The sequence below is a fragment of the Paenibacillus silvestris genome, from assembly GCF_009882985.1.
GTDB classification, from domain to species: Bacteria; Bacillota; Bacilli; order Paenibacillales; family NBRC-103111; genus Paenibacillus_E; species Paenibacillus_E silvestris.
This window is the reverse complement of the sequence record NZ_WTUZ01000039.1, coordinates 500,256-522,044: the sequence shown is the minus strand read 5'-3', so window position 1 is coordinate 522,044 and position 21,789 is coordinate 500,256. Positions and strand designations below refer to the sequence as shown.

The 21,789-nt window shown below is 46.5% G+C and carries 14 protein-coding genes; 1 reads left to right on the top strand and 13 read right to left on the bottom strand.

The window, feature by feature from the left end; genetic code table 11:
* Positions 1-8 precede the first annotated feature (8 nt).
* From GQF01_RS31445 to GQF01_RS31405, 9 genes are all read right to left on the bottom strand, one after another.
* The gene (locus GQF01_RS31445) at positions 9-881 is read right to left on the bottom strand and encodes a carbohydrate ABC transporter permease (RefSeq protein WP_161410998.1); all 873 of its coding nucleotides are present in this window, start codon (positions 879-881) and stop codon (positions 9-11) included.
* A gap of 12 nt (positions 882-893) precedes the next feature.
* Positions 894-1,871, bottom strand: a complete 978-nt coding sequence (locus GQF01_RS31440; RefSeq protein ID WP_161410997.1) for an ABC transporter permease — start codon at positions 1,869-1,871, stop codon at positions 894-896.
* 82 nt (positions 1,872-1,953) lie between these two features.
* The gene (locus tag GQF01_RS31435; protein ID WP_161410996.1) at positions 1,954-3,594 is read right to left on the bottom strand and encodes a type 2 periplasmic-binding domain-containing protein; all 1,641 of its coding nucleotides are present in this window, start codon (positions 3,592-3,594) and stop codon (positions 1,954-1,956) included.
* Positions 3,595-3,830: 236 nt separating this feature from the next.
* Positions 3,831-6,206: a helix-turn-helix domain-containing protein gene (locus GQF01_RS31430; protein WP_161410995.1), complete on the bottom strand. Its 2,376-nt coding sequence runs from the start codon at positions 6,204-6,206 to the stop codon at positions 3,831-3,833.
* Between the two features lie 469 nt (positions 6,207-6,675).
* Positions 6,676-7,533 carry a tryptophan 2,3-dioxygenase gene (gene kynA / locus GQF01_RS31425; RefSeq protein ID WP_407945438.1) on the bottom strand — a complete coding sequence of 286 codons (858 nt, stop codon included), beginning with the start codon at positions 7,531-7,533 and terminating at the stop codon, positions 6,676-6,678.
* Positions 7,534-7,566: 33 nt separating this feature from the next.
* Entirely contained in the window at positions 7,567-8,193 is a 627-nt protein-coding gene (gene kynB / locus GQF01_RS31420; RefSeq protein ID WP_161410994.1) for an arylformamidase, read from the bottom strand.
* A 29-nt stretch (positions 8,194-8,222) separates the two neighbouring features.
* On the bottom strand, positions 8,223-9,509 hold the full coding sequence (gene kynU / locus GQF01_RS31415; RefSeq protein WP_161410993.1) for a kynureninase: 1,287 nt from the start codon (positions 9,507-9,509) through the stop codon (positions 8,223-8,225).
* 630 nt (positions 9,510-10,139) lie between these two features.
* Positions 10,140-11,315 carry a GntR family transcriptional regulator gene (locus GQF01_RS31410; RefSeq protein ID WP_161410992.1) on the bottom strand — a complete coding sequence of 392 codons (1,176 nt, stop codon included), beginning with the start codon at positions 11,313-11,315 and terminating at the stop codon, positions 10,140-10,142.
* Positions 11,316-11,439: 124 nt separating this feature from the next.
* A complete protein-coding gene (locus GQF01_RS31405) occupies positions 11,440-14,493 on the bottom strand; it encodes an alpha-mannosidase (protein WP_235960719.1) in 3,054 nt (1,017 codons plus the stop codon).
* Between the two features lie 230 nt (positions 14,494-14,723).
* On the opposite strand from GQF01_RS31405, the gene GQF01_RS31400 reads away from it, so the two are divergent.
* Positions 14,724-16,808, top strand: a complete 2,085-nt coding sequence (locus GQF01_RS31400) for a GxGYxYP domain-containing protein (protein WP_328803566.1) — start codon at positions 14,724-14,726, stop codon at positions 16,806-16,808.
* A gap of 73 nt (positions 16,809-16,881) precedes the next feature.
* Here the strand turns inward: GQF01_RS31400 and GQF01_RS31395 are convergent, their stop codons facing one another.
* The 4 genes from GQF01_RS31395 to GQF01_RS31380 all read right to left on the bottom strand — a co-directional run bounded on the left by GQF01_RS31395 (position 16,882) and on the right by GQF01_RS31380 (position 21,753).
* On the bottom strand, positions 16,882-17,709 hold the full coding sequence (locus tag GQF01_RS31395; protein ID WP_161411149.1) for a carbohydrate ABC transporter permease: 828 nt from the start codon (positions 17,707-17,709) through the stop codon (positions 16,882-16,884).
* A 74-nt stretch (positions 17,710-17,783) separates the two neighbouring features.
* The gene (locus GQF01_RS31390) at positions 17,784-18,740 is read right to left on the bottom strand and encodes an ABC transporter permease (RefSeq protein WP_161411148.1); all 957 of its coding nucleotides are present in this window, start codon (positions 18,738-18,740) and stop codon (positions 17,784-17,786) included.
* A gap of 191 nt (positions 18,741-18,931) precedes the next feature.
* Positions 18,932-20,740, bottom strand: a complete 1,809-nt coding sequence (locus GQF01_RS31385; RefSeq protein ID WP_161410991.1) for a cache domain-containing sensor histidine kinase — start codon at positions 20,738-20,740, stop codon at positions 18,932-18,934.
* Complete coding sequence (locus GQF01_RS31380; RefSeq protein ID WP_161410990.1) at positions 20,737-21,753, bottom strand: response regulator; 1,017 nt, start codon at positions 21,751-21,753, stop codon at positions 20,737-20,739. Before GQF01_RS31380 ends, GQF01_RS31385 begins: the two co-directional genes overlap by 4 nt.
* Between the last annotated feature and the right edge of the window lie 36 nt (positions 21,754-21,789).

The window sequence follows — 21,789 nt, the reverse complement described above, 5'->3', positions numbered from 1 at the left end:
CCTTCCCCTCACTCCTTAATGGCGCCAATCAGCACACCTTGGACAAAATACTTCTGTAGGAACGGATATAAGCAAATGATTGGCAGCGTAGAGACCATTATGGCCGCATATTTAATGGTTTCTCCAATCGCATATTTGTCGTCGCCGCCACCCGTCATCATCGAGTCCGTATTGTTGGAGATCAATATTTCACGGAGCACGAGCTGAAGAGGATAAGCTTCACGGTTCCGCAAATACACAAGCGCATTAAAGTAGGAATTCCAATGTCCTACGGCATACCACAAAATCATAACCGCAATAACGGGCATCGAAAGAGGGATAACAATTCGGAATAAAATCACCCAATCATTAGCGCCATCCATCCTGGCTGACTCCTCCAGACTGACCGGGATGCCTTGAAAAGACGTACGCATAATAATCATATTGAACGTATTAATTGCACCTGGAATAAGGATGGCCCACATCGTATTCATCATGCCAAGAGAGTTCACGAGCAGGTAACTCGGAATGAGTCCCCCATGGAAAACCATCGTCACGACGATAAAGAACATGATTATATTTTTAAAATAGAGATTCTGTCTGGACAACACATAGGCGCCAATCGCCGTCATAAGCAAGTTAATCGTCGTTCCGAGCACGACATAGATTAGCGTATTCTGATACCCCTTCATGATCATCGGATTCTCGAAAACAGCCTTATAGGCACCAAGATCAAAGCCTGCCGGTTTGAGCATGATACCTCGATGCTGCAGCAGGGATGTCGCATCACTTAGCGAAGCGAATGCCACGTATAAGAAAGGATACAGCGTGACCCCGCATAGCACGAGCATCAGCAGCATATTGAAGTAGCCAAATGTTCGCTCTCCACTGGTTAGTTTCATGTGCAAATCTCCTTACCACAGTTTGTTCTCGCTGATCCGTTTGACAAAGCTATTGGCCGCAACGATCAGAATAAAGCTGATCACCGAATTAAATAACCCGACAGCTGCCGTGAAGCTATAACTTGCCTCTAATACCCCTTTGCGATAAACATAGGTCGATATAACGTCTGCTGTTCCATAAGTAAGCGGATTGTAAAGCAACAGCACCTTTTCGCTGCCAACCGTCAGCATGTTGCCCATTTGTAAGATAAATAAGATCACAATTGTTGGCATGATGCCTGGGATTGTTATATGCAGTGTTTGCTTCCAGCGGTTAGCGCCATCCATCCTGGCCGCCTCATACAGCGTTGGGTCAATCGTCGCCATTGCCGCCAAATAAACAATAGAGCCCCAACCAATACCTTGCCATATGCCAGACGAAACGAATAGAAAGCGGAACCAATTCTCATCCTGCAAGAAATCAATCGGTTCGATGCCAAAGATGCCAGTCAATTGATTAATAAGCCCAGTGCGGCTTAAGAAATCTATCATCATCCCAGCCACAACCACGATAGAAATGAAATGCGGCAAATAAGAGATGGATTGGACAACCCGCTTAAATACACTGTGGCGAATTTCATTGAGCAGCAGCGCCAGAACGATAGCCGCCGGAAAGCCGAATAACAGATCATAGAGGTTGATCAAGATCGTATTTTTAATTAAGCGCCAGAAATAGATGCCGTTAAAAAAGCTTTCAAAATGTTTAAATCCGACCCATGGACTTCCCAGAATCCCTTTCGCAGGCGAAAAGTCTTTAAAAGCAATTTGCAATCCGTACATCGGCCCATAATGAAATAGGAGGTAATAAGCAATGACGGGAATTGCCATGACGTAAATGGACCAGTGCCGTTTCACATCAGCGCGTATGGTTTGCAGGACAGTCGGATTGCGATATGTTTTCGTTGTTGTTACGGCATGTTCAGCCGCACCGTTTACAGGACTTTTCCTCATCGTCTCCCTATCCTTTCTTTCAGGTTTCTACAAGAAAACGAGGGGATAAACAATCCCAGTTCATCCCCGATTCCAATCTCTCTTATCGTTTATTGAAACGCTCAAGCGCCCCTTGCTGGATTTTGACCGCTTCATCAATCCCCATACTCTGAATCTTTTTCACATATTGATCGAAATTAGTAATCGGCTCCACGCCCATAATGAATTTCAACAGCATCTCGTCTTGATACGTTTGGATATCCGTTACAATGGAGGCGAACTTGCTGCTTTCATCCTGCGTCGGAGAAACAAGAGGGATCTTCCGCTCCGCCGTTGGCTTCGACCAGATTTCCAAAGCTTTCTTCTGCTGTGGCAGAGCGAGATATTGCATTTGGAAATTATCGCTGAGTACAAAAGGAGCACTCCAAGTTGCCCGATTATACTTGGCAATCGCTTGCTGGATGCTAGTCCCAGCCGGAGGATTCAAAATCTCAGGAAGGAAGGTTGCTTTATTACTCTCCATCTTGTAGCTAGTGCCCTCAACCCCATAGTTGAAGAGAAGATCTCCTTTATCACCATAAGCGTAATCAAGCCATTTGACGGTTTCGATGGGATTTTTATTGGCTGTCGAAATCGCCGCCCCAACACCGTTATAGGCAAAATCCTTCTGTCCCCAAATCGCTTTATCGCCTGTTTTTAATACCGGATAAGGTGCCGCTTCCAGATCAAACTTGGGATCTTTGTCCTTCATGAGACCCGCATATTTACCAATGCCTCCCCCATTAAATGAAGCGGTTGCTCCTATGAGATTGGTCGTCATTTTGTTATCGAATAATTTATCATTAGGTGCTGCGAAATCCTTATCCAGCAGGCCTTCCTTGTACCATTTGTTCATAGTAGTCAAGAATTCTTTGTATTCAGGCTGGATCGGTCCGTATTTCACTTTTCCCCCGTCCTGATAGAAGCTGTAGTTAATCCCCCAAGCTCCGAGGAAAGGCGCATCGGTAGCAAACAGGTTTTTGTCCAAATAAATTGGAATCTCATCCGCTTTGCCATTGCCATTCGGGTCCTTTTCTTTAAATGCTTTGAGGACGGTGTACCATTCGTCGATTGTCGTCGGCATCTGGAGGCCTAGCTTATCCAGCCAATCCTGACGGACCGATGGCCCGAAGAACACTCTGACTTTGTCATCTCCGCGTAAGAATGGGAATGCATAGATGCTTCCTTCATCTGTTGAAATTTGCTTCTTCCAATCCGGATGTTCATTCAGCAGCTTCTTAAGATTAGGTGCATATTTGTCGATCAAATCGTTCAATTTAATGATTTTTTTATCTAAAATGGCTTTTTCCGGTCCACCTGGGTATCGGACGACCGCACCGCTAGTTGCTCCCCAACTAGCTTCAATGACATCTGGCAGCTCGTTCGTCGCAACCATTAAATTGAATTGCTCTTGCGCCTGTGGCACCTCAAGCGGAGGATGTTGAAACTCAACCTTGACTCCGGTTACTTTCTCAAGCTCCTTGTACATCCCCATTTCAGCGTACGTTTTCATCTGACCTGAAGCCGCTGGGTGATTGGATACCCAGTAGGATAATTTCGTCAACTTTGGCGGTTCAGCTGAATTGCCTGTCTGTGGTGCCGTGGATGAACTCTCAGTTCCTGAGTTACTGCTGCAGGCGGCTGCCGAAGCCACCAGAGCTGAAAGCAATACAACAGATCCAACTTGTTTCAAACGTTTCTTCATTTTTCATGCCTCCCTTTATATGAGTACCCTAAGCTTGGTCGGCACTGCGATTGTCATCCAGCACCTGTTCCCAAGTATGCTTCTCCAGCCCCGACCTGACTACTGCCTAGTTCTCATCCCCGTAGTATTTAAGTAAGAAACGCAGGCAATATGAGAATTCATCAGTCCATATTAGAAATCGTCTGTAGCCAATAGGAAAGAAATAAGCAGCCCCAAGAGGCTGCCATTTATGCGATCTAGCTGCTGATTTCTGTTAATTTCGTCTCCCGGTATTTACCCGGCGTTACGCCCTCTAGCTTCTTGAACGCTCGGATGAAAACAACATCATTGTTGTAACCGATCTTTTGTGCGATCTGTACAATGGTCAGTTCTTTGTTCGTCATTAACTGCTTCGCTTGTTGAATCCGTTTATGCGTAATGTAATCCAGCAGGTTTTGTCCCTGATGTTTTTTGAAGAAGGTAGAAAGATATTGCGGTGACATTTGAATACGTTCAGCAATTTGTGCCACGCCAAGGTTCGAGTCATCCAGATGCTCGTGTACAATGCCGATGATCTCCTCCAGGCGCTGCGTACTATGATCAGACCGCTCCACATTAAAGGAACGAGTAAGCGTCTCGAAAAGTTCTTTCGTTTTGGTATACATCCCTTGCGCCGTTGGATAACTGAATACTTCCTTAATCGGGTCGAAGTCAGCGCCAAGCACTTCCTCCTGACTCGTATTCGAGGAGTTAACAATTTTCAAAAGCGTACTCGTCACATTGAAAAACAAACATTTACCTAGCTCCGGTGTCATATGACCAGCGTCGAAATTCATCGCATATATTTTATTAAGCAGCTTTTCCACATTCTCGGCATCCCCGCTTCGGACAAAATTAATCAACTGAATCTCACTTTCAAGCGGATAGTAGTAATGCTGTTTGACTTCGAGAATATCCTGAAAATAGATCGTTGTATGCTTCCCCAGGATCAGCCTATATTCAAGTGCTGCCAGTGCTTCAGGATAAGAATCACGAATAGCTTTGGGTCCCGAATGAATCCCGCCAATGGCTATTGTGATACCAATTTGGAATCTTTGCGAAGTGATGCTGAAGAGCGAGTTACTGATATCTCGAATATCAGATTCGGCGAATTTCTCTTGATTTGAGGCTAAATTAATGAGAAGGGCAATGCGATCTCGGTCAAGCTCGACTGAAAATCCTCTATGATTTGCCGCAATTAAATCCGTACCGATATTGGAAATAATGAACCTTGCATGTGCCCACTGCTGCTCTTCTTCTTCCGCTGCTACAAACGGAATATCTTCAATCTTGATGAGAAGCACGGCAAAAGAGTCACTTGTAAATTTCAAATCCATAAATTGAAGAGAATCGCCATTTGCTGCTGACACATCCACATCCATGTGACCATTCAGAAGACGAGACAAATAGTTGGCCCGGATGAACGGAATTTGCTGTGTTAGCGTCATGCGCAAGTTCTTCTCTTCATGGATAGAGCCCTCAACGGTTTGCCGAATAAACTCGTATTCATTCGAGAACGGGCGTCTGATCATTTCTTTTCCGCGCATAATCGCATTTACCGTCTTCTGGAGAGGTTTGTACGTCCGGTAGGCGCCAATACTGACAGCCACTAGACCACAAATTAAACATAGGATGAACAGACCAATTGACCAACTCTGAATTTGATTCACCTGCTGCATGAAAACATCATTGGGCATGATCGAGACATACTTCCAACCCGCTTTTTGCGAGGAGGTAACCGAAACCACTTGGTCAACACCTGCGAGTCGGTAATCAAAAGGCCCTGAGCTTTCTTCAACACGCCCCAGCAAGTCGGAAGGGAAAGGTGAATCACTGTTGCTCATAATGGTTTTCCCTGCATGATCGATAATATAAACGGCGCTATGACTGGCAGACTCCATTTGTGCGAACAATTCTTTCACTTGATCGCCATCAATCAGCACGATGAAGCTTCCGAGATTCTGCGACTGCGATTGAACAGGAAGTGATTGCATATAAGTAATAACATTCTTCGGGTCTTGCTCTTGCGCGTTCGACAAGGGAGCAACCGGTAAATACGACATCTTATGCTCCGTATCCAGAAGCTGGTGCCACCCCTCGTATGACATGTCCCTATAAGCGTAGTAGATGGAATAGAAGGTCCGCGAATCCGCTACCAAGTCCGGTTTGACAATGGTATCGCTTTTTGCGAAATAGACATAATAATCGAGGATAAAATTGCTGGTCATACTGTGATACTTACTCATTTTGTCGCGCATGAATTGGATAAATTCATATTTGTCTACATCATTTGAGTTGGCAGGGATTCTTAGCATATAATCCAGCTTCGGATCAAACACCACTTGGCGCATTAAGGTATCCACTTCTGCCAACTTGTTATCTAGTGACAGCTTCAGCTGCTCAAGCATGGCAACATTGGTTCTTGTCGTGCTCCGCTCCAAGCTTTGTTCCACTTTCGTGTACAGAAAAAGCCCCATTGCAAGCGGTATCAAAAGTATAAATAAGTTGGAGGCGATGATCGTTGAAAGTGCACTTTTGCGGCTATCGACAAGGCGTAAAAGGAAGGGCAATTTCACAACAAACCCACCGTCCATTCCGTAAACGAATTTATTAGAAATTGTATCTTCTCTTTACCAAAGTTGCAATACAACATTTTCAATGTTGGTTTCGTGATCGATGTCGATGTAGTTCCGCTCCCAAAGGTGAAGGAGACCGCCACCTCAACTCTTTCATGAGGCTGCGCGCCCCTCGACGCTTCTCTTAACCGCTGATTTCATCAGCGTTCACACGCTTAACCCTCCGAAAGTCGCACATAGCTCGCTCTTAAACTAGCCTAACAATTGAGGGGCGATTGCCCCTCTCATTCCCCCCATCGGTCAAGCGTGACCGCTGATGGGAACTACAGGGCGCTATGTCTGCGAAATGCGCCCATTTTCACACAGAAGGGGAACTATGAGCCGCTTCCAGCTGAATTAGCGGACTGTAGTTCCCTCCCCGCAAAAAAACCTTCCCCTTTATTCATGAGGAAGGTTTCGGGCTTTAGCTGAAAGATTCGTTCTTAGCCTATAGATCAGTACGAAGACTCCATAGTTCAGGGAAATAACGCTGCGCAACAACGTGTTTTAAATATTCAACACCTGCTGAGCCGCCAGTCCCTGACTTGAATCCGATAATCCTCTCAACCGTTACCATGTGATTGAATCGCCATTGCTGTTGGCGGCTGTCGATATCAACCAGCTTTTCTGCAAGTTCATAGAGATCCCAATAGCGTTCCACATCTTGATACACGGTCAACCACGCTGCTTTGACGCTGGCATTTCCCTTGTATTCCTGAGACCAATCCCGCTGCAAATGATCCGCATCGATTTCCAAACCTCGCATAGAAAGAGCCTTAACAGCTGCATCATAGAGGCTAGGCTCGTGAAGCGCTTGGTTCAATTGTTGGTGGAGCTCCGGTTGGTGCTCATAGACAGACAAAACTTTGGTTTGCTTGCCGCCCAACATGAATTCGATAAGCCGATTCTGGAAGGACTGGAACCCTGATGACCGGCCGAGGCTGTTCCGGAATTGCATATACTCAGCGGGAGTCAACGTCGATAGAACATCCCAGGATTGGATCAGTTGCTGCTGGATTCTTGAGACGCGAGCTAACATTTTGAAGGCCGGCTCCAAATTATTCTGTTGAATATGAAGGCGCGCGGCTTCCAATTCATGCAAAATCAGCTTCATCCAAAGTTCACTGGCTTGGTGGATGATGATAAACAGCATTTCATCGTGATGCCCAGATAGCCGTTGTTGACTGGACAACACTTTATCGAGTTGGAGATAATCACCATAAGACATCTCTTTGGAAAAGTCGCCATGAATAGTGGCATCCGCTGCTTTGGAATGCGTTTGTTCGTGATTCTCTGAATGGGACACGTGATTCACTCCTACTATGGATTGTATAAATTGTTACTTCAAGCTGCGCAGAATAGCCCTGACAGGACTTCCATCCGCCTCAACCAGCGGTAGAGGAAGCGCTATTAATTCATAATCGCCTGGCGCAATATGTGCCAAATTGATTCCTTCCAGAATATGAATATCATTCGCATGGAGCGTGTGATGGGCAGACAATTCTTTGCTATCAAGCGGATCAACCGAGGGGACATCCACCCCGATAAGCCGTATTCCCTTTTCCGCTAAATAAGGTCCTACATCACCTCTCAAATAGGTAATCTCTGTAGGAAATTCTTGCGGATTGGACCAGGAATTAGTGCGAATTAACAAACGAGTGATGCCGTCTATATCATACGCCTTCAAATCCTCTGCGCCGATGCTCGATTTGCCCGAGAGATCAATAACCCGCGCAGGTCCGATGTACAGCTCCATATCTAGGTCCATGACCTTACGACCTTCATTGTCAAAATGAAATGGCGCATCGACATGCGTACCCGTGTGGATACTCATCGTCAGTTTGCCCACATTCACTGAACCGCTTTGTTCCTTCGTCCAACTGACCTCGTACGAGAAGGGCGTATCCCCTGGCCAAGTCGGTACACCTGTTTGCAAAGGGCGAGAAATATCAATCATGGTCGTCATCCTTCCTTTCAACGATTGGCAGATGCTTGTTATGCGACTACGTCGCGTGTATTCTCGAATTTCTCGTATTGCTTTTCAAGCATGATAGCTTTTAATCGCTGCACAGTCTCCCACACTTCATCGTACGTTGTATAGAGCGCAACAGGAGCTAGACGAATGATGTTCGGAGCTCTGAAATCAGGAATAATCTTATTTTCCTTTAAAGATTTGCAAATCCGAGCTGCTTCCACATGCTCTAAACAGACATGCCCGCCTCTGCGCAGATCATCTCTTGGATTCCCGATTGTGAAGCCCATTCCGTCCAATTCCTGTTCAATTAAATCGATCATATAAGAGGTTATATGCAAGGATTTCTGGCGGAGATTCTCGATCCCGGCATCTGCGAACATTTCCAGAGATCCAATAAGCGGAGCCATACTTAAGATATGCGGCGTGCCAATTTGAAAAGCACCTGCATTCTCCGCTGGAACAAACTGATGCTCCATATCAAATTGTTTGTCTTTCCGTGAACCGAACCAACCGGCCAATCCTGGCAAGCGACCGAAATGTTTGCGATTTACGTATAAGCTTGCTGCACCGCCTGGCCCATTGTTCAAATATTTGTAGTTGCACCAAAATGCAAAATCAACGTCCCATTTACTCAAGTGATGCGGAACTGCTCCTACAGAATGGCATCCATCAAAGCCAATGAGAATGCCGCGAGCGTGAGCTTCAGCTGTTAAACGCTCGATATCGAGCAATTGACCGCTGCGGTAGAGCACCGTCGGCAGAATAATCAATGCGATTTCATCCGTCATTGCCGCAATAATATCATCTTCTTCAATTGTACGCCCGTCGCGACTTTCCACTTGAACCAAATGTTCGGATGGATCGTATCCATGCAGCAGTAATTGACTTTGAAGCGCATAAATATCCGATGGAAACGTTAATTCATCCGCCATAATCTTCGTTCTGCTGCCTTCAGGCTTATAAAAAGTCGCCACAAGCTGATGTAAATTCGTTGTTGTGGAACCCGTCACAATGATCTCGTCTTCGGAACCGCCAACTAGCGGTGCGCTTAAGGCTGCCAACTTTTCTGATAAATAAAACCAAGGATATTGCCCTTGCAGCCAGCCATCAATGCCTTGCGTTTTCCAAGCATCAACGACTTCCAACAACGTTCGCTCAGCACGTCTGGATAACAGGCCGAGTGAGTTGCCATCCATATAAATCGATTCCGAATTCAAATAAAACTCATCCCGAAAACGAGCTAGCTCATCTTCTTTATCAAGTTGCCGGGCAAATTCTTGGGAGTAATGAAAAGGTTCTCTGGACATAAAGCCCTCCTTGTGGATTATAGAACTAGATCGAATCGTGCTTATCTTACTTAAAAACATAGATGTCGTCAATTATTATACTATGGTTAATTAGTTTGCGGACATAAGAACCGATATTTGGCGAAAAGGAGGTGCTTTGGAGTTGTAGCGGACATCAGAAACACTTATATTCTATTAAAAAAAGCCTGACGGATTGAAATTCCGCCAGACTTTGGTGTTTGCTGCTTTATTAACTTCCACTCTAACATCACGCTACTCACCCTACAGCCAACTTCCACCTCAACTGCCAATAACAAATTAAATAGAACCTAGCTAGTTGCAATGCCACAATCAACAACCCAATAACCCAATAACCCAATAACCCGGCAACCCGGCAACCTAGCTAAAGCTATCTTCAGGGAACTATAGTCCCTTATTTCGAAGAAACCGAGCTATTTCCTCTCTGAGCGGAACTAGAGGGTCTTATTTCGCATCTTTGACAAGCTTACCGGGTGAAAGTGGCATAATAGCGGACCATAGTTCCCCTCACATGTGGAAAATGCTGCTTTTCACAGAATTAGCGGACTACAGTTCCCACTAAAAATGCCAGTGCTGCCTTACTCCCTCCACCATACCATCACGTTACTCACCCTACATCATTTGGGGTTTCAGCCCCGTAGTTTGCCGAACGACCAACTGCGGCTGCAAAACCTTCTTATTATATAGAACCGCAGATTTGGCAGGGGCTTCAATTTGATTAATTAAGATTTGGGCCGCCTGTATCCCCATGTCCTCTTCGGACTGAGCAATATGCGTGAAATAATTGAATTCTTCAAAGCCTGGAGATGGATCGTCGAACGTCAGAATGGAGATGTCCTCAGGCACCCGCAAGTTCAGACGCTTCGCAATGGAAGCGATGTGCAGTCCGAGCTTCCCGTTTAATGTAATAAAAGCGGTCGCCATTCGGTTCTTCACATACCTGTACAACGCATGATCGTCTTCCTCCAGATTGCTGTAATCGACATGGAATTCAGTCAATAGCAATGCCGGATTAATCATGGCCCCTTTTTTCTTCAGCGCATCCATGTATCCAGCTATCCGATCTTCCACCGTGAACGTCGGCAGCGGCGAGTCCGAACATATGGCGATGTCCCGATGCCCAAGCTCCCACAGATGATCTACCGCTAATTGCGCGCCCAAGAACCCATTGGAGCAAACATAATTCGTCTCTACGCCCGGAAAGTACCGATCCACCAGCACAAACGGATATCGGCGAACCTTTAATGTCAAAATCTCTTCATTATAGTTCTCCGCGTCCGATGGGAAAATGATGAGCCCGGCTGCTCCCTTTTGCACCAGTTCGGCGATCCCTTCTTTTTCACGTTCAATGGAATTGTAAGTGTACAGGATAAGCGGGTAATACTCCGAATTCGCCAGCACTTTATTAATCCCCTGAACCAAGCGGATGGCGAAGAAGTCTTCCATGGACGGAATAATGAAACCAATCATCTTGCGGCGCGAGAAAAAGCTGGTCTCTGATACAACCGTCAAAGACTCTTCCGGCCTGGAAGCCTCCAATTTCTGCTGATCGATTAACGATTGAACGCCTTGATTGACGAAGCTGCCCCGCCCGGGAATCCGGTAAATCCAGCCTTCCTTCGCCATTTCCGCCAACGCGTTGGCAACCGTAATTCTACTGACATCGAACTGCTCCATAAGCTCTTTTTCCGACGGAATTTTGTCATTCTCGGACAGCTTTCCCGATCCAATCAGCGTTTTGAAATACGTCTGTATTTGTATATATAGCGGCTGTCTCTCATTTTGCAACGTCGACCGTGCCCCCACCCTATTTAGATTAGCTTCATTATATCAAATATGTCATTTCGGTCAAGACAAGCAAAGCTTAGACAGAGGGCCCTAAGGCCTCGCCATCTAAGCTTGTTGGAAAGGATTATTTGCTAAGCCCCGCTAGCTCAATCGTCTTTATTTCAAAAGGTGTAAATGAAAGCTGAAGCGTATGATTATGGCTGTCCAGCTGCTCCAGTTCGTTTTCCATCAGATCAACGAGCATTGCTTTCCGGTACGGTATACCGCTGCTTAATTCAGTTGTTACGTGCGATCCTGATGTTTCATAAAGCCGAATGATCAGGGAGTCCCGATCTTCCGCTTTTTTGACAGCCTCGATCATCACTTGAGCTGATCGAAGCGTAAAGAAGGCCTTTGCCGCTGTCAGGTCCCCGCTTTTCGTCTGAGTTTCAATCGTTTGAAGCGGTACATTGAACTCATAACCTTGTTTGTACACTTCTGCATGCACGAAATCCCCTTGATGCGGAAGAAGCGCATAGGCGAATTCATGTTCAGCTCGATCGCATGTGGGATCCGGCCATGATGGACTTCGCAGCAGATGAATGTCCAGCACATTGCCTCTGGCACTGAAACCATATTTGCTGTCATTAAGCAGCGCAACACCGTAATCCGGCGCCGAAAGATCAATCCAGTGATGCGCACAAATCTCATCCTTGGCATAATCCCAAAGCGTATTGCGGTGTGTCGGCCGCTTCAGATGACCGAATTGGATTTCACAATTCACTTGCTCGGTATAGACCTGAACGGGGAACGAAGAGCGCAGCATTTTACCATCTTCCTGCCAATTCGCTTTGGTCTCAAAATCAATTCTCTTGCTGCCCGATGTCAACCGAATGGTTTGCGTCAATGTCGATTTCCCATACGCATAGTGCTGCTCAATGACTGCCCGCGGTCCATCCACGTAAGCCTTAGCATCCATTAGTTTCATCGCGCCTACCTGCATCTGCGCATAATCCGCTGGAAAATCCCATGCGTCGCCATCGTCATGATAAATAGCCAACACGTTCGCTTTGCTTCCTGCAGCTATGGTTTCTTTCCCCGCGGCTTTGTCGAAAACGGAGCGAATGCTCCCGTCAAGGTCGAACGCCACTCGCACAAGCTCGTTCTCCAGCGCTTCACGATTTGCGCTAAGAGCGCTCACGCTCCGGACTGACGCCTCCGCGACATCCACAGCCTGATATCCCATGGATGGCACCGTCACTTGCATCCAGTTCCCTTGGATTTGCAGCCATTCGTTACGCTCCCAAGGGAGTGAATTGAAGATAACGGCCGGCTGCTTTTCCCGGGAAGTATCTATACGTTCAGCTAATTTCGCATAATAAGAATGAATAAGTTCGTGAACACGGTTCAGCAAAATTCCGTATCTCTCCAGCGATTCGTCATAGACACGCTTAATCGATGATCCTGGCAAAATATCATGGAACTGGTACAGCAGCACTTCTTTCCATATTGCATCCAGCTCCTCGCTCGGATACGCCGATGCATGCGGCAGATTGAGTGCTGCAGCAAATTCAAGCTCCCGAAGCGCCTTTTCGATTCTGCGGTTATAGCGCTTATTTCTGGCCTGGCTTGTGAGCGTGCCTTGATGTTTCTCCAAGTACAACTCGCCCTTCCAGGTTTTATAGCGCTGACGGCCTTGCTCCAGCTTCTCAAAAAAGTTCAAGGCCGGCTCTTGCTCGACGGGGGCAAGCCCTTGCAAATTCTTTTCGCGCTTCAAGCGCTCCAAATGCTCTTCACCAGGCCCTCCTCCCCCGTCGCCGATGCCAAACAAAAGCAAACTGTGGTCGGATACATTTTTATCCGCATAATCCCGTTCCGCCTTCAGAATTGATCGCGGCGCAGCAGGTCCGTTATAGGTATCTTCCGGAGGCAGATGCGTCAGTACACGGCTCCCGTCCAGCCCCTCCCATAGAAACGTGTGATGAGGGTGGTCGTTGTGAACACTCCAAGAGAGCTTCTGCGTCATCATGTAAGACATCCCGGACTTAAGCAGCAATTGCGGAAGTGCCGCGCTATAGCCAAAAATGTCAGGGACCCACAACATTTTCATATCCTTGCCGAACTCCTGCTCAAAAAATCGCTTCCCATATAGAATCTGCCGGACCAAAGCTTCGCCACCGGAAATATTGGAATCCGGCTCCACCCACATGCCGCCTTGGACCTCCCAACGGCCTTCCGCTATGCGCTGCTTAATTTGTTCGTACAGCTTTGGATGCTCCTCTTTGATCCAGACATACAATTGAGGCTGGCTGGCGCCGAATACATAATCGGGATACTGCTCCATCATCCGCAAAACCGTAGCAAATGTACGGGCTCCTTTGCGTTTCGTCTCCCTAATAGGCCACAACCAAGCGAGGTCAATATGCGCATGACCGACAGCGCTGATCGACAGCGTCGGATCTCCTCCCCGTTTGGCTAACTCAACGCCTAGCCTTTCCCGGGCTTTCTTGACCGTTTCTTCATTGATTTCAACTAACATCAGTTGCACCTCGTAAAGCGCCTGCATAATACGATGTTTTCTGGCCGAATGCTCCTCCAGATGCGTCCCTAGCTCCAATAAAACCTCGTAGTCGTAATAGAGCTGTCTCGTTTCCTCCGAACACACGGCGATATGGGCCTCTTTCAGCGTCCCGCTTCGATAATGGCCAAACAAGTCGTTGCAGCCGGCATCGCCCCAAATATCAATGATTTCATCACCATGTGCCTGCTCGGTAATTGGAACGACGCGTTTGCCAGGCAATCCAAGCGAGAGATCGAATTCCGAGTTCACATTCGTAAGGCCCTGCGTAGGTGTCCCCTCTTCGTCAAAGAGACATAGCTCTCCATTAATATCTATGAGCAGAACCACTTTACTTCCTGCAGCCGAAGCTGGAATCACCCCTTGGAAGTGAAACCATGCGCAATCCCACAGCTCCCCCCATTTGTCTCCAGGGCTCAGCGTAATGGGTAGTCCTGCTGTCTTCTCCTGATAGGAAACGGGCTCTTTCGTTACATAAGCGACCACCGATAGAGCAGCTGTTGGTGAGTAAATGTGCTTTTCAATTTTAAGCAATGTTTGTTTAAGCCGACCCATGCTGATCGTTTCGTGAGGCATTGGCTGCACCATCCTTCCTCGTTCTCTCAAATTTGCTATATTCATAATATATCATATATATCAGTCATTCAATTTATTTTTAATTCCTGATTACAACTGCTTTCATCATAGATTTTTAGGAAAAAATGTTACATATCAGGAGGTTTTGTCGAAAGGATTGACCAAAAACACCTTATTCAATATATTAAATATGTTATATAAGTCATTCGTGGAGGTGAACAAGGAAGGCACGAAACGATAGATCCATTATCTTAAAATGAGATGAGGCGCAAATTGTGAATCGAAAGCTCTTAACAATGGGTATTGCTTTGTTAGTTACGGTATCTTTGCCATTCCATGCCTTTGCTTCTTCGGATTCCAACGAACACTCAGGGTCAATTAATTGGCCAAAGCAGCAGGAACTTCCTACGTTTGCCAAAGTAGGACGATTGGATGTTGCGGATGTCTATGACGCGCCTGGGGATATCAAAATCCTTTTGGCCACCTTACAAGGAATTGTGAACCGTGAGCAACCACGAATCTATCTGCTCGAAAATAAAGAAGAAGGCGAGAAGACTTGGCTGAATAATCTGCAAGTCCCTTACCACCAAGAGGATTACTGGCAAATCGTGAAAAAATATGCGAGTGAGATTAAGGGCATCATTGTTTACGATCCACTGGTCCCTGACTCCATCAACGTAGCAACCACGCTCGCTGGATTGAAAAACGCCGTTGTGGCAAGCCCACAGCTGGCGGAACAGTTGAAAGCAGCTCCTTACAAACTTAAGGTGCTTGAGGATTTGCAAGGAAAATTCAAAGATCGTTTGGACGCCTATACATGGCAATATGAGCATCTATGGGACCAAACGTCGCATCGGATGTTGGTTGGACTCAGCCCGAACACGTCCGTCAAGATTCCACCGGGTCTTCCAGCTTCCTTCCAGACCATCGGGCAGGACACGACACAGGAACGTGATGGCAACAACCGGAAAACGTACGATTTCGATTTAACTTCTTATCTGGGGAAAGAGTCCGTGTATTTGCGTTTCGACGACGCTTTTGCGCAAGACGGCTGGGGTCCTGCGGTTCATGAGGTGACCGTCAAGGCAGACGGGCAAATCATCGCCCAGTTCATTCCAGGTACAACGCAAGAAGAACCGTTCCTTTTCGATCGCCAGAATTCCCAGGTATCCTCGGGCAATGGCGGACACCGTTTTGCCGATAATGACCGCTACTTCGTGTATAAGTTCACTCCGCCTGCGGGTGCGAAGCAGATCACCGCTTCCGTCGACATGTGGAACCAGTACAAAGTTTCAGCTGGCAATGTGCAGCCGCCCTCCTCTGAGGTTAAGGAACCTTATGGTTATCTCCGTGACTATGCCGTCGCGAATAAAGCTATGGTCTTCTGGCTAGACTCGAACGTGCCGGCACAGAAAACGCTTTTCGAAAAAATTTTATCGGACGTGAAACCCGGTTCTCCTTATCTAGGCTGGTTCAGCAATGACGTCGAAGGCGAATTCAGCTCCGTCGAAATTACATCCAGACACAGCGTGTATGTGCTGGCAGCGGACTGGTTCAGCAACCTGACCGTCTTCTCCGGGACCAGAGCCAAACCTGTTAAAGCCAAACCACTTGCTGCGCCTCCATTGGAAAATAAAATATATGTCACCTATACGTTCAGTGAAGGCGACAATTTCCAATACAACCAGCATCGGATGCGAATCCTGTGGGATGACCCAAATCGTGGCAAAGTACCGATTAACTGGACGTCAAGTCCACTGCTCTATGATGGCGCACCAGCCATTCTAAACTATTATCAGTCGACTGCGACAGCGAACGACCTGCTCATTGCTGGGCCTTCCGGGGCTGGATACTTTTACCCGACTCCTTGGCCAGAATCCACATTCCCGGACTTCTTGAAACAAACGAACTCCTATCTCAAGAAGACCGGCATGACAATTCCGTACATCCTGAACAGGGTAGCCAATGAAAACGTGCCGCTTAGCGATTCCAAGGCAGCCGCTTACCAGCAGTATTATAAAGCTCCAGGCCTTTTCTTGAGCTGGGAAGATCATTCCGGCGTTCACATTCAGAACGGCCTTCCACAGTCAACCATTCATGGCATCGGCTCCGTTCAAGATGGCAAAAAGCTTCTTGATGAAGCCAAAGCGAATTGGGATGGCCAATCACCGCTGTTCGTCTCCATCGGCCTGTTAGCCTGGAGCATGACACCTTCGGATGTGGCCGAGATAACTGCAGCGCTTGGACCGGAGTATCAAGTCGTACGCGCTGATCAATACTTTTCGCTAATCCGGAGCGCCAATGGACTCCCGTCCAAAGCACAATCGGATGTAGAAAGTGATGAGTCTATAGACCAGTAGCCGCTAAACACAAAAGACACCAATCAACCGTAGACATCTACGAGATTGATTGGTGTTTCTTCTTTTCTAGCTATTAAGATTTAATTGAGCCCACCATCATTCCTTTAATGAAGTGCTTTTGCAGGAATGGGTACACCAGCATAATTGGAATCGTAGCTATCACGATCACTGCCATTTTCAGTCCTTCCGGAGAGACGGACAGCAGCAATTCCGAGGATACGTCTGCCGAGCCCAAGTTATCCGTAATAACAATTTCACGCAGCCGTACTTGCAGTGGAATTAACGACCTGCTGCTGATGTAGTAAATAGCTTGTGAATACATATTCCAGTTCCCTACGGCGTACATGATCCCCATCGTCGCCATTACCGGCTTTGATAACGGAAGTACGACGCTCCAGATCATGCGGAACTCGCCGCATCCGTCCATTTTAGCAGAATCGAACATCTCTGCCGGCAGCGTCATAAAGAAAGACCGCATAACGAACAAGTTGTAGGCACTAATGGCTCCCGGTATGATTAAGACCCACAAAGTATCCAGCATATGCAGATTTTTGAGAAGCAGGTAGTTGGGAATAAGTGGCGCATGGAAAATCATTGTGAACAGCACCAGTAACAGTGCCGGTTTTCGGTACAGGTATTCCGCCCGGGACAAAGGATACGCCAAACTTGCCGTTGCTGTTAAGTTAATCAAGGTACCGAACACCGTGATAATGACACTGTTTCGGAACGAGATCCAGATCGAAGGGTCCTTCAGAATCATGTGATAATTCTCGAGTGTAAAGCCAACAGGCCAGAACCCTACGGTTCCGCTGTTAATGGCAACTGCATCGCTGAATGACTGGGAAATGACATTTAAGATAGGGAGAAACATTGCAAGGCCGATTACAAGCAGTAGAATCATATTAAATAATTGAAATGCGCGCTGTCCTTTTGTTAAAATCACGTTCCTTATTCCTCCTTTTGACTGAACGCAGGTTAGTACAAGCCGTTGCCCGTTGTTCTTTTGCTCAGCGTGTTTCCAAGCATAATAAGTAATAAACCAATAACCGATTTGAAGAGTCCGATAGCTGTTGTATAACTGTATTGACGGTCGATAAGACCTGCGCGATAAACGTAAGTATCCAGGATTTGACCATTCTCACTGTTAAGCGAGTTTAAGAAAACGTAGACCCTTTCAAACCCGAAATCCAGAAAGCTTCCGATATGCAGTAAGAACAAAATGGTAATGGTAGGCACAATCGAAGGAAGGGTGATCGACAACATCTGGCGGAACTTGCCCGCTCCATCAATTTCAGCAGCCTCATAGAGGTCTGGGTTAATGCCCGCAATAGCGGCCAAATAAATGATCGTTCCCCATCCGCTGTCCTTCCAAATCCCTGAGGTGATCAGAATCGATCGGATGTAGCTATTTTCACCAAGGAAATAAATAGGTTCAATATGGAACAAGCCAAGAACATGGTTGAAAATGCCGGTCGTTGGTGAAAGAATGCCGATCACAATCCCGCCGACAATGACCCAGGACAGAAAATGCGGCATATAGATGACCGTTTGCAGCACTCTTTTATACCCATTAAACCGAATTTCATTAAGCAGCAGCGCGAGGATAATCGGAATGGGAAAAGCAAAGAGCAAATCATACATGCCGATCAATAGGGTGTTTTTTAAAATGATAAGAAACTCATCATAAGCGAACATGCGTCTAAAATGTTCCAAACCTACCCACGGACTGCCCGTTATGCCTTTAAAAATATTGTAGTTTTGAAAAGCAATCGACGAGCCGAGCAAAGGAATATATTTAAAAATGACGAAATAAACAAGCCCCGGAATCGAAATCACATACAAAGGCCAATGTTTCATTACAAATGCTCTTTTCGCTTTTTTCGATCCAAATGTATATACCGTCTGTCCTGCAGAATCTGTCTTTGAAGCCATGGTCGTACTCCCTTTCTTTCCATCTGAGTGTTTTGATGGTCTCATCATACTATGGGCCTCCCAGTGAAACCATGGAGAAACTTCGTTTCTAGGTGTGTTTTTCAACAATCTGAACAAACAAAAAAAACCCTGCCTGCGGCAAGGTTCCTACCTGATATTCCAGTTGCTCTCGGGGGTCTATCTCCTACATTTTAACCCAGAGCTGAAGTCGGCATTACCATAATGAGTTTGGTCCCCTTCTCTACTTCACTCTCGATCTGCAAGCCATACTGCTCGCCAAACACCATCTGAATTCTCCGATGGACGTTGACTATGCCGATGCCTCCAATCCCTTTTGAAGCATCACTCTCTTTGTCCGCAAGCTGATTTGTATGCAGTTTCTCACGCAGCTCCTCAAGCCTAATCTCGTTAATACCAAGACCATTATCTTCCACGCTAACCCAGAACTTATCCTCATCCACACCCGCATCAATCCGAATATAATGATAGTCCTCCACACCGTCTGCAAAAGCATGCTGAAACGCATTTTCAATCAGCGGTTGCAGCGTTAGACGAACCATATTGTTCAGCAAATAATCCGGATGAATGCTTACCTCTACATCAAACTCCCGTCCGATGCGATGCTTAAGAACGACTAGATAGAACATGACATGTTTTAGTTCATTAGATACCGTTATTTCTTCCAGATTGGTCTGCACGGAATACCGCAGCATGTAAGCAAGCGCTTTGACAATTTCATAGATCTCCTTGGAATCTCTAATGACGGCATAGCAAACAATCGTTTCTAGGGTGTTATATAAAAAATGAGGATTAATCTGCAGTTGCAGCGATTGCAGCTCTGCCTTCTGCCGTTCCATTTGGCTCTTCTGATCACTCAGCTCGGCCTGGTATACCTTATCTACCAACTCCGAGAGACGGGTCACCATCAGGTTGTACCGGCTCATCAGCTCTGTGATCTCGTCTCGATGCTCCGGGAGCGGAATTTGCACCCATTTCCCCTGTTCGGTTTGACGCATGGCACTACGCAAGAGGCGGATCGGCCCTGTAATCGATTTACCAAAACGGAAAGCTATCCATAACGCGATGCCAAGTGTAAAACACCCGACAACAATCGTTGTTGTGCGGATCATATCACTCGGTTTGCGCAGCTCTTCGACCGACATCGCGACAACCAGCCGCCAATTGCCATAGGTGGATCGGCGGCTCATGAACATCTGCGGCTTATCATCGATTGTCGCCATAAATGCGTGAGGACCTGCCTCAATCACCTGACTACGTATAGCTTCAGGCAATTCTGTGGCTGTCTGTTCAGTATCAGGCTGATAGACATACTTGCCACTGTCATCAGCAATAAAAAAGTAGCCATCTTCGCCCAAATCAATGCCTTTCCACAGCTCTGACAGTTCGGCTGCCCGTAACTCCACCACAAGAATCCCTTTGGGTTCTGTAGAGGAGAGTCCACGAATCTGTCGGACCAAGGTTATATTCTGTTGACCAGACAGAATACTGTGGTTCAGTACACTCAAACTGCCATCCGGTTTCGTATGGGCTTTGAAGAATGCCAGCTGTTGTTGTGCTTCTTCCTTATTAAACGATCCACCAACGGAATCATTATAAAAATACATCGTATTTTGATTAAAACTAATCATATAAATATTGGAGATTTCTGGATTGCGAGCAAACGAAGGCTCAATAATAAGCTCCTTAATGAACTTCCTCACTTCATAATAGGGGTAGCCGGTTTCCCCCTCAGGCAGATCAATGAACCTTTTGACATCGTTGCTGCTTAATAAGGAAACCATGGATCGCTCATAGCTTCGGATATATAGATCGGTATGATGCGCTGCATTGCCAACCACCTGTGTTAGCTGCTTCTCCACAATCTGATCAAGTTCATTCGAAGAGCTCCAGTAAGAGAACACACCGACACTCGTCAAAGAAATCATAATCACTACGAAATAGGATAGAAATAGCTTTGGATACAGATTAATTTTTTTCATTTCATCCCCAGCGATTCTCGATAATCCGAAGGTGAAATGCCAAAGATTTTCTTAAATGTTTTTGTGAAATGCGGGTAATCATCGTAGCCGACTTCTGCAGCTATATCCACGGTACGTTTATGCGGAATCGCGAGCAGTTCACGCGCCTTGTCCATTCTTCTGTTAATCCGGTAGGAGATGAAGGTTTCATTGCTCATTTTTTTGAACAAGGTACTGAAGTAATTCGGGGTAATCCCTACCCTGTCCGCTACTTCTTTCAATGAAATATCCACCGACAAATGATTGTCGATATAGGCTTTGGCTTCCTCCATAGGGTCCTTGAAGTTGCCACGACGCACAACCAAAATATCCATCATAACAGTCTGCAGACGTTCCTCAAATTCCTTAAAAAGCTCTGCCTTGGAAGATGAGCGAAAATCTGCGGTTAAATCTGCGCTGATCACGCGATTTTTCTCTTGAAACTGCTTGTGCAGTAGGACGGCCGCATCGAGGAGCTGCCCCTTCAGCTGAGGCGCAGACAAGTGGGAGCAATGCTCTTTCCACTCCTCCATAATCTTCTGCAATTCCTCCTCCTGCAGCAGCCAAATGCTATTTTCTATCCGTTCAACCCATTCCACATAGCGGGATACAGGGATATAGCCTTGGGATTGCGACTTCATAATGAGATCAAAGACATCGTGCAGATCCGGCGGTGTAACCGGCTTTAGCAAGTAGTGCTTGACCCCGTACGACAGACACTTTTGCGCATAATCAAAATCACTATAGCCCGAAACAACGACCATTAGAATATGAGGATATTTCTCGTATACGTTTCGGCAAAGCTCCAAGCCGTCCATTCTGGGCATTCGAATATCCGTTAGAAGCAGGTCTGGTTCGAACCGAGTCATTTGCTCCAGAGCATCAAGTCCGTTTATGGCGGTTTCAATTTGTTGAAACTTATGCGTATAGCTCTGTGCCATCATCATCAAGCCGCTGCGAATCACCGGTTCATCATCTACAATTAACAATCTCACGAAAGTCCAAGCCCCCACCTCTAACATTATTCGAAA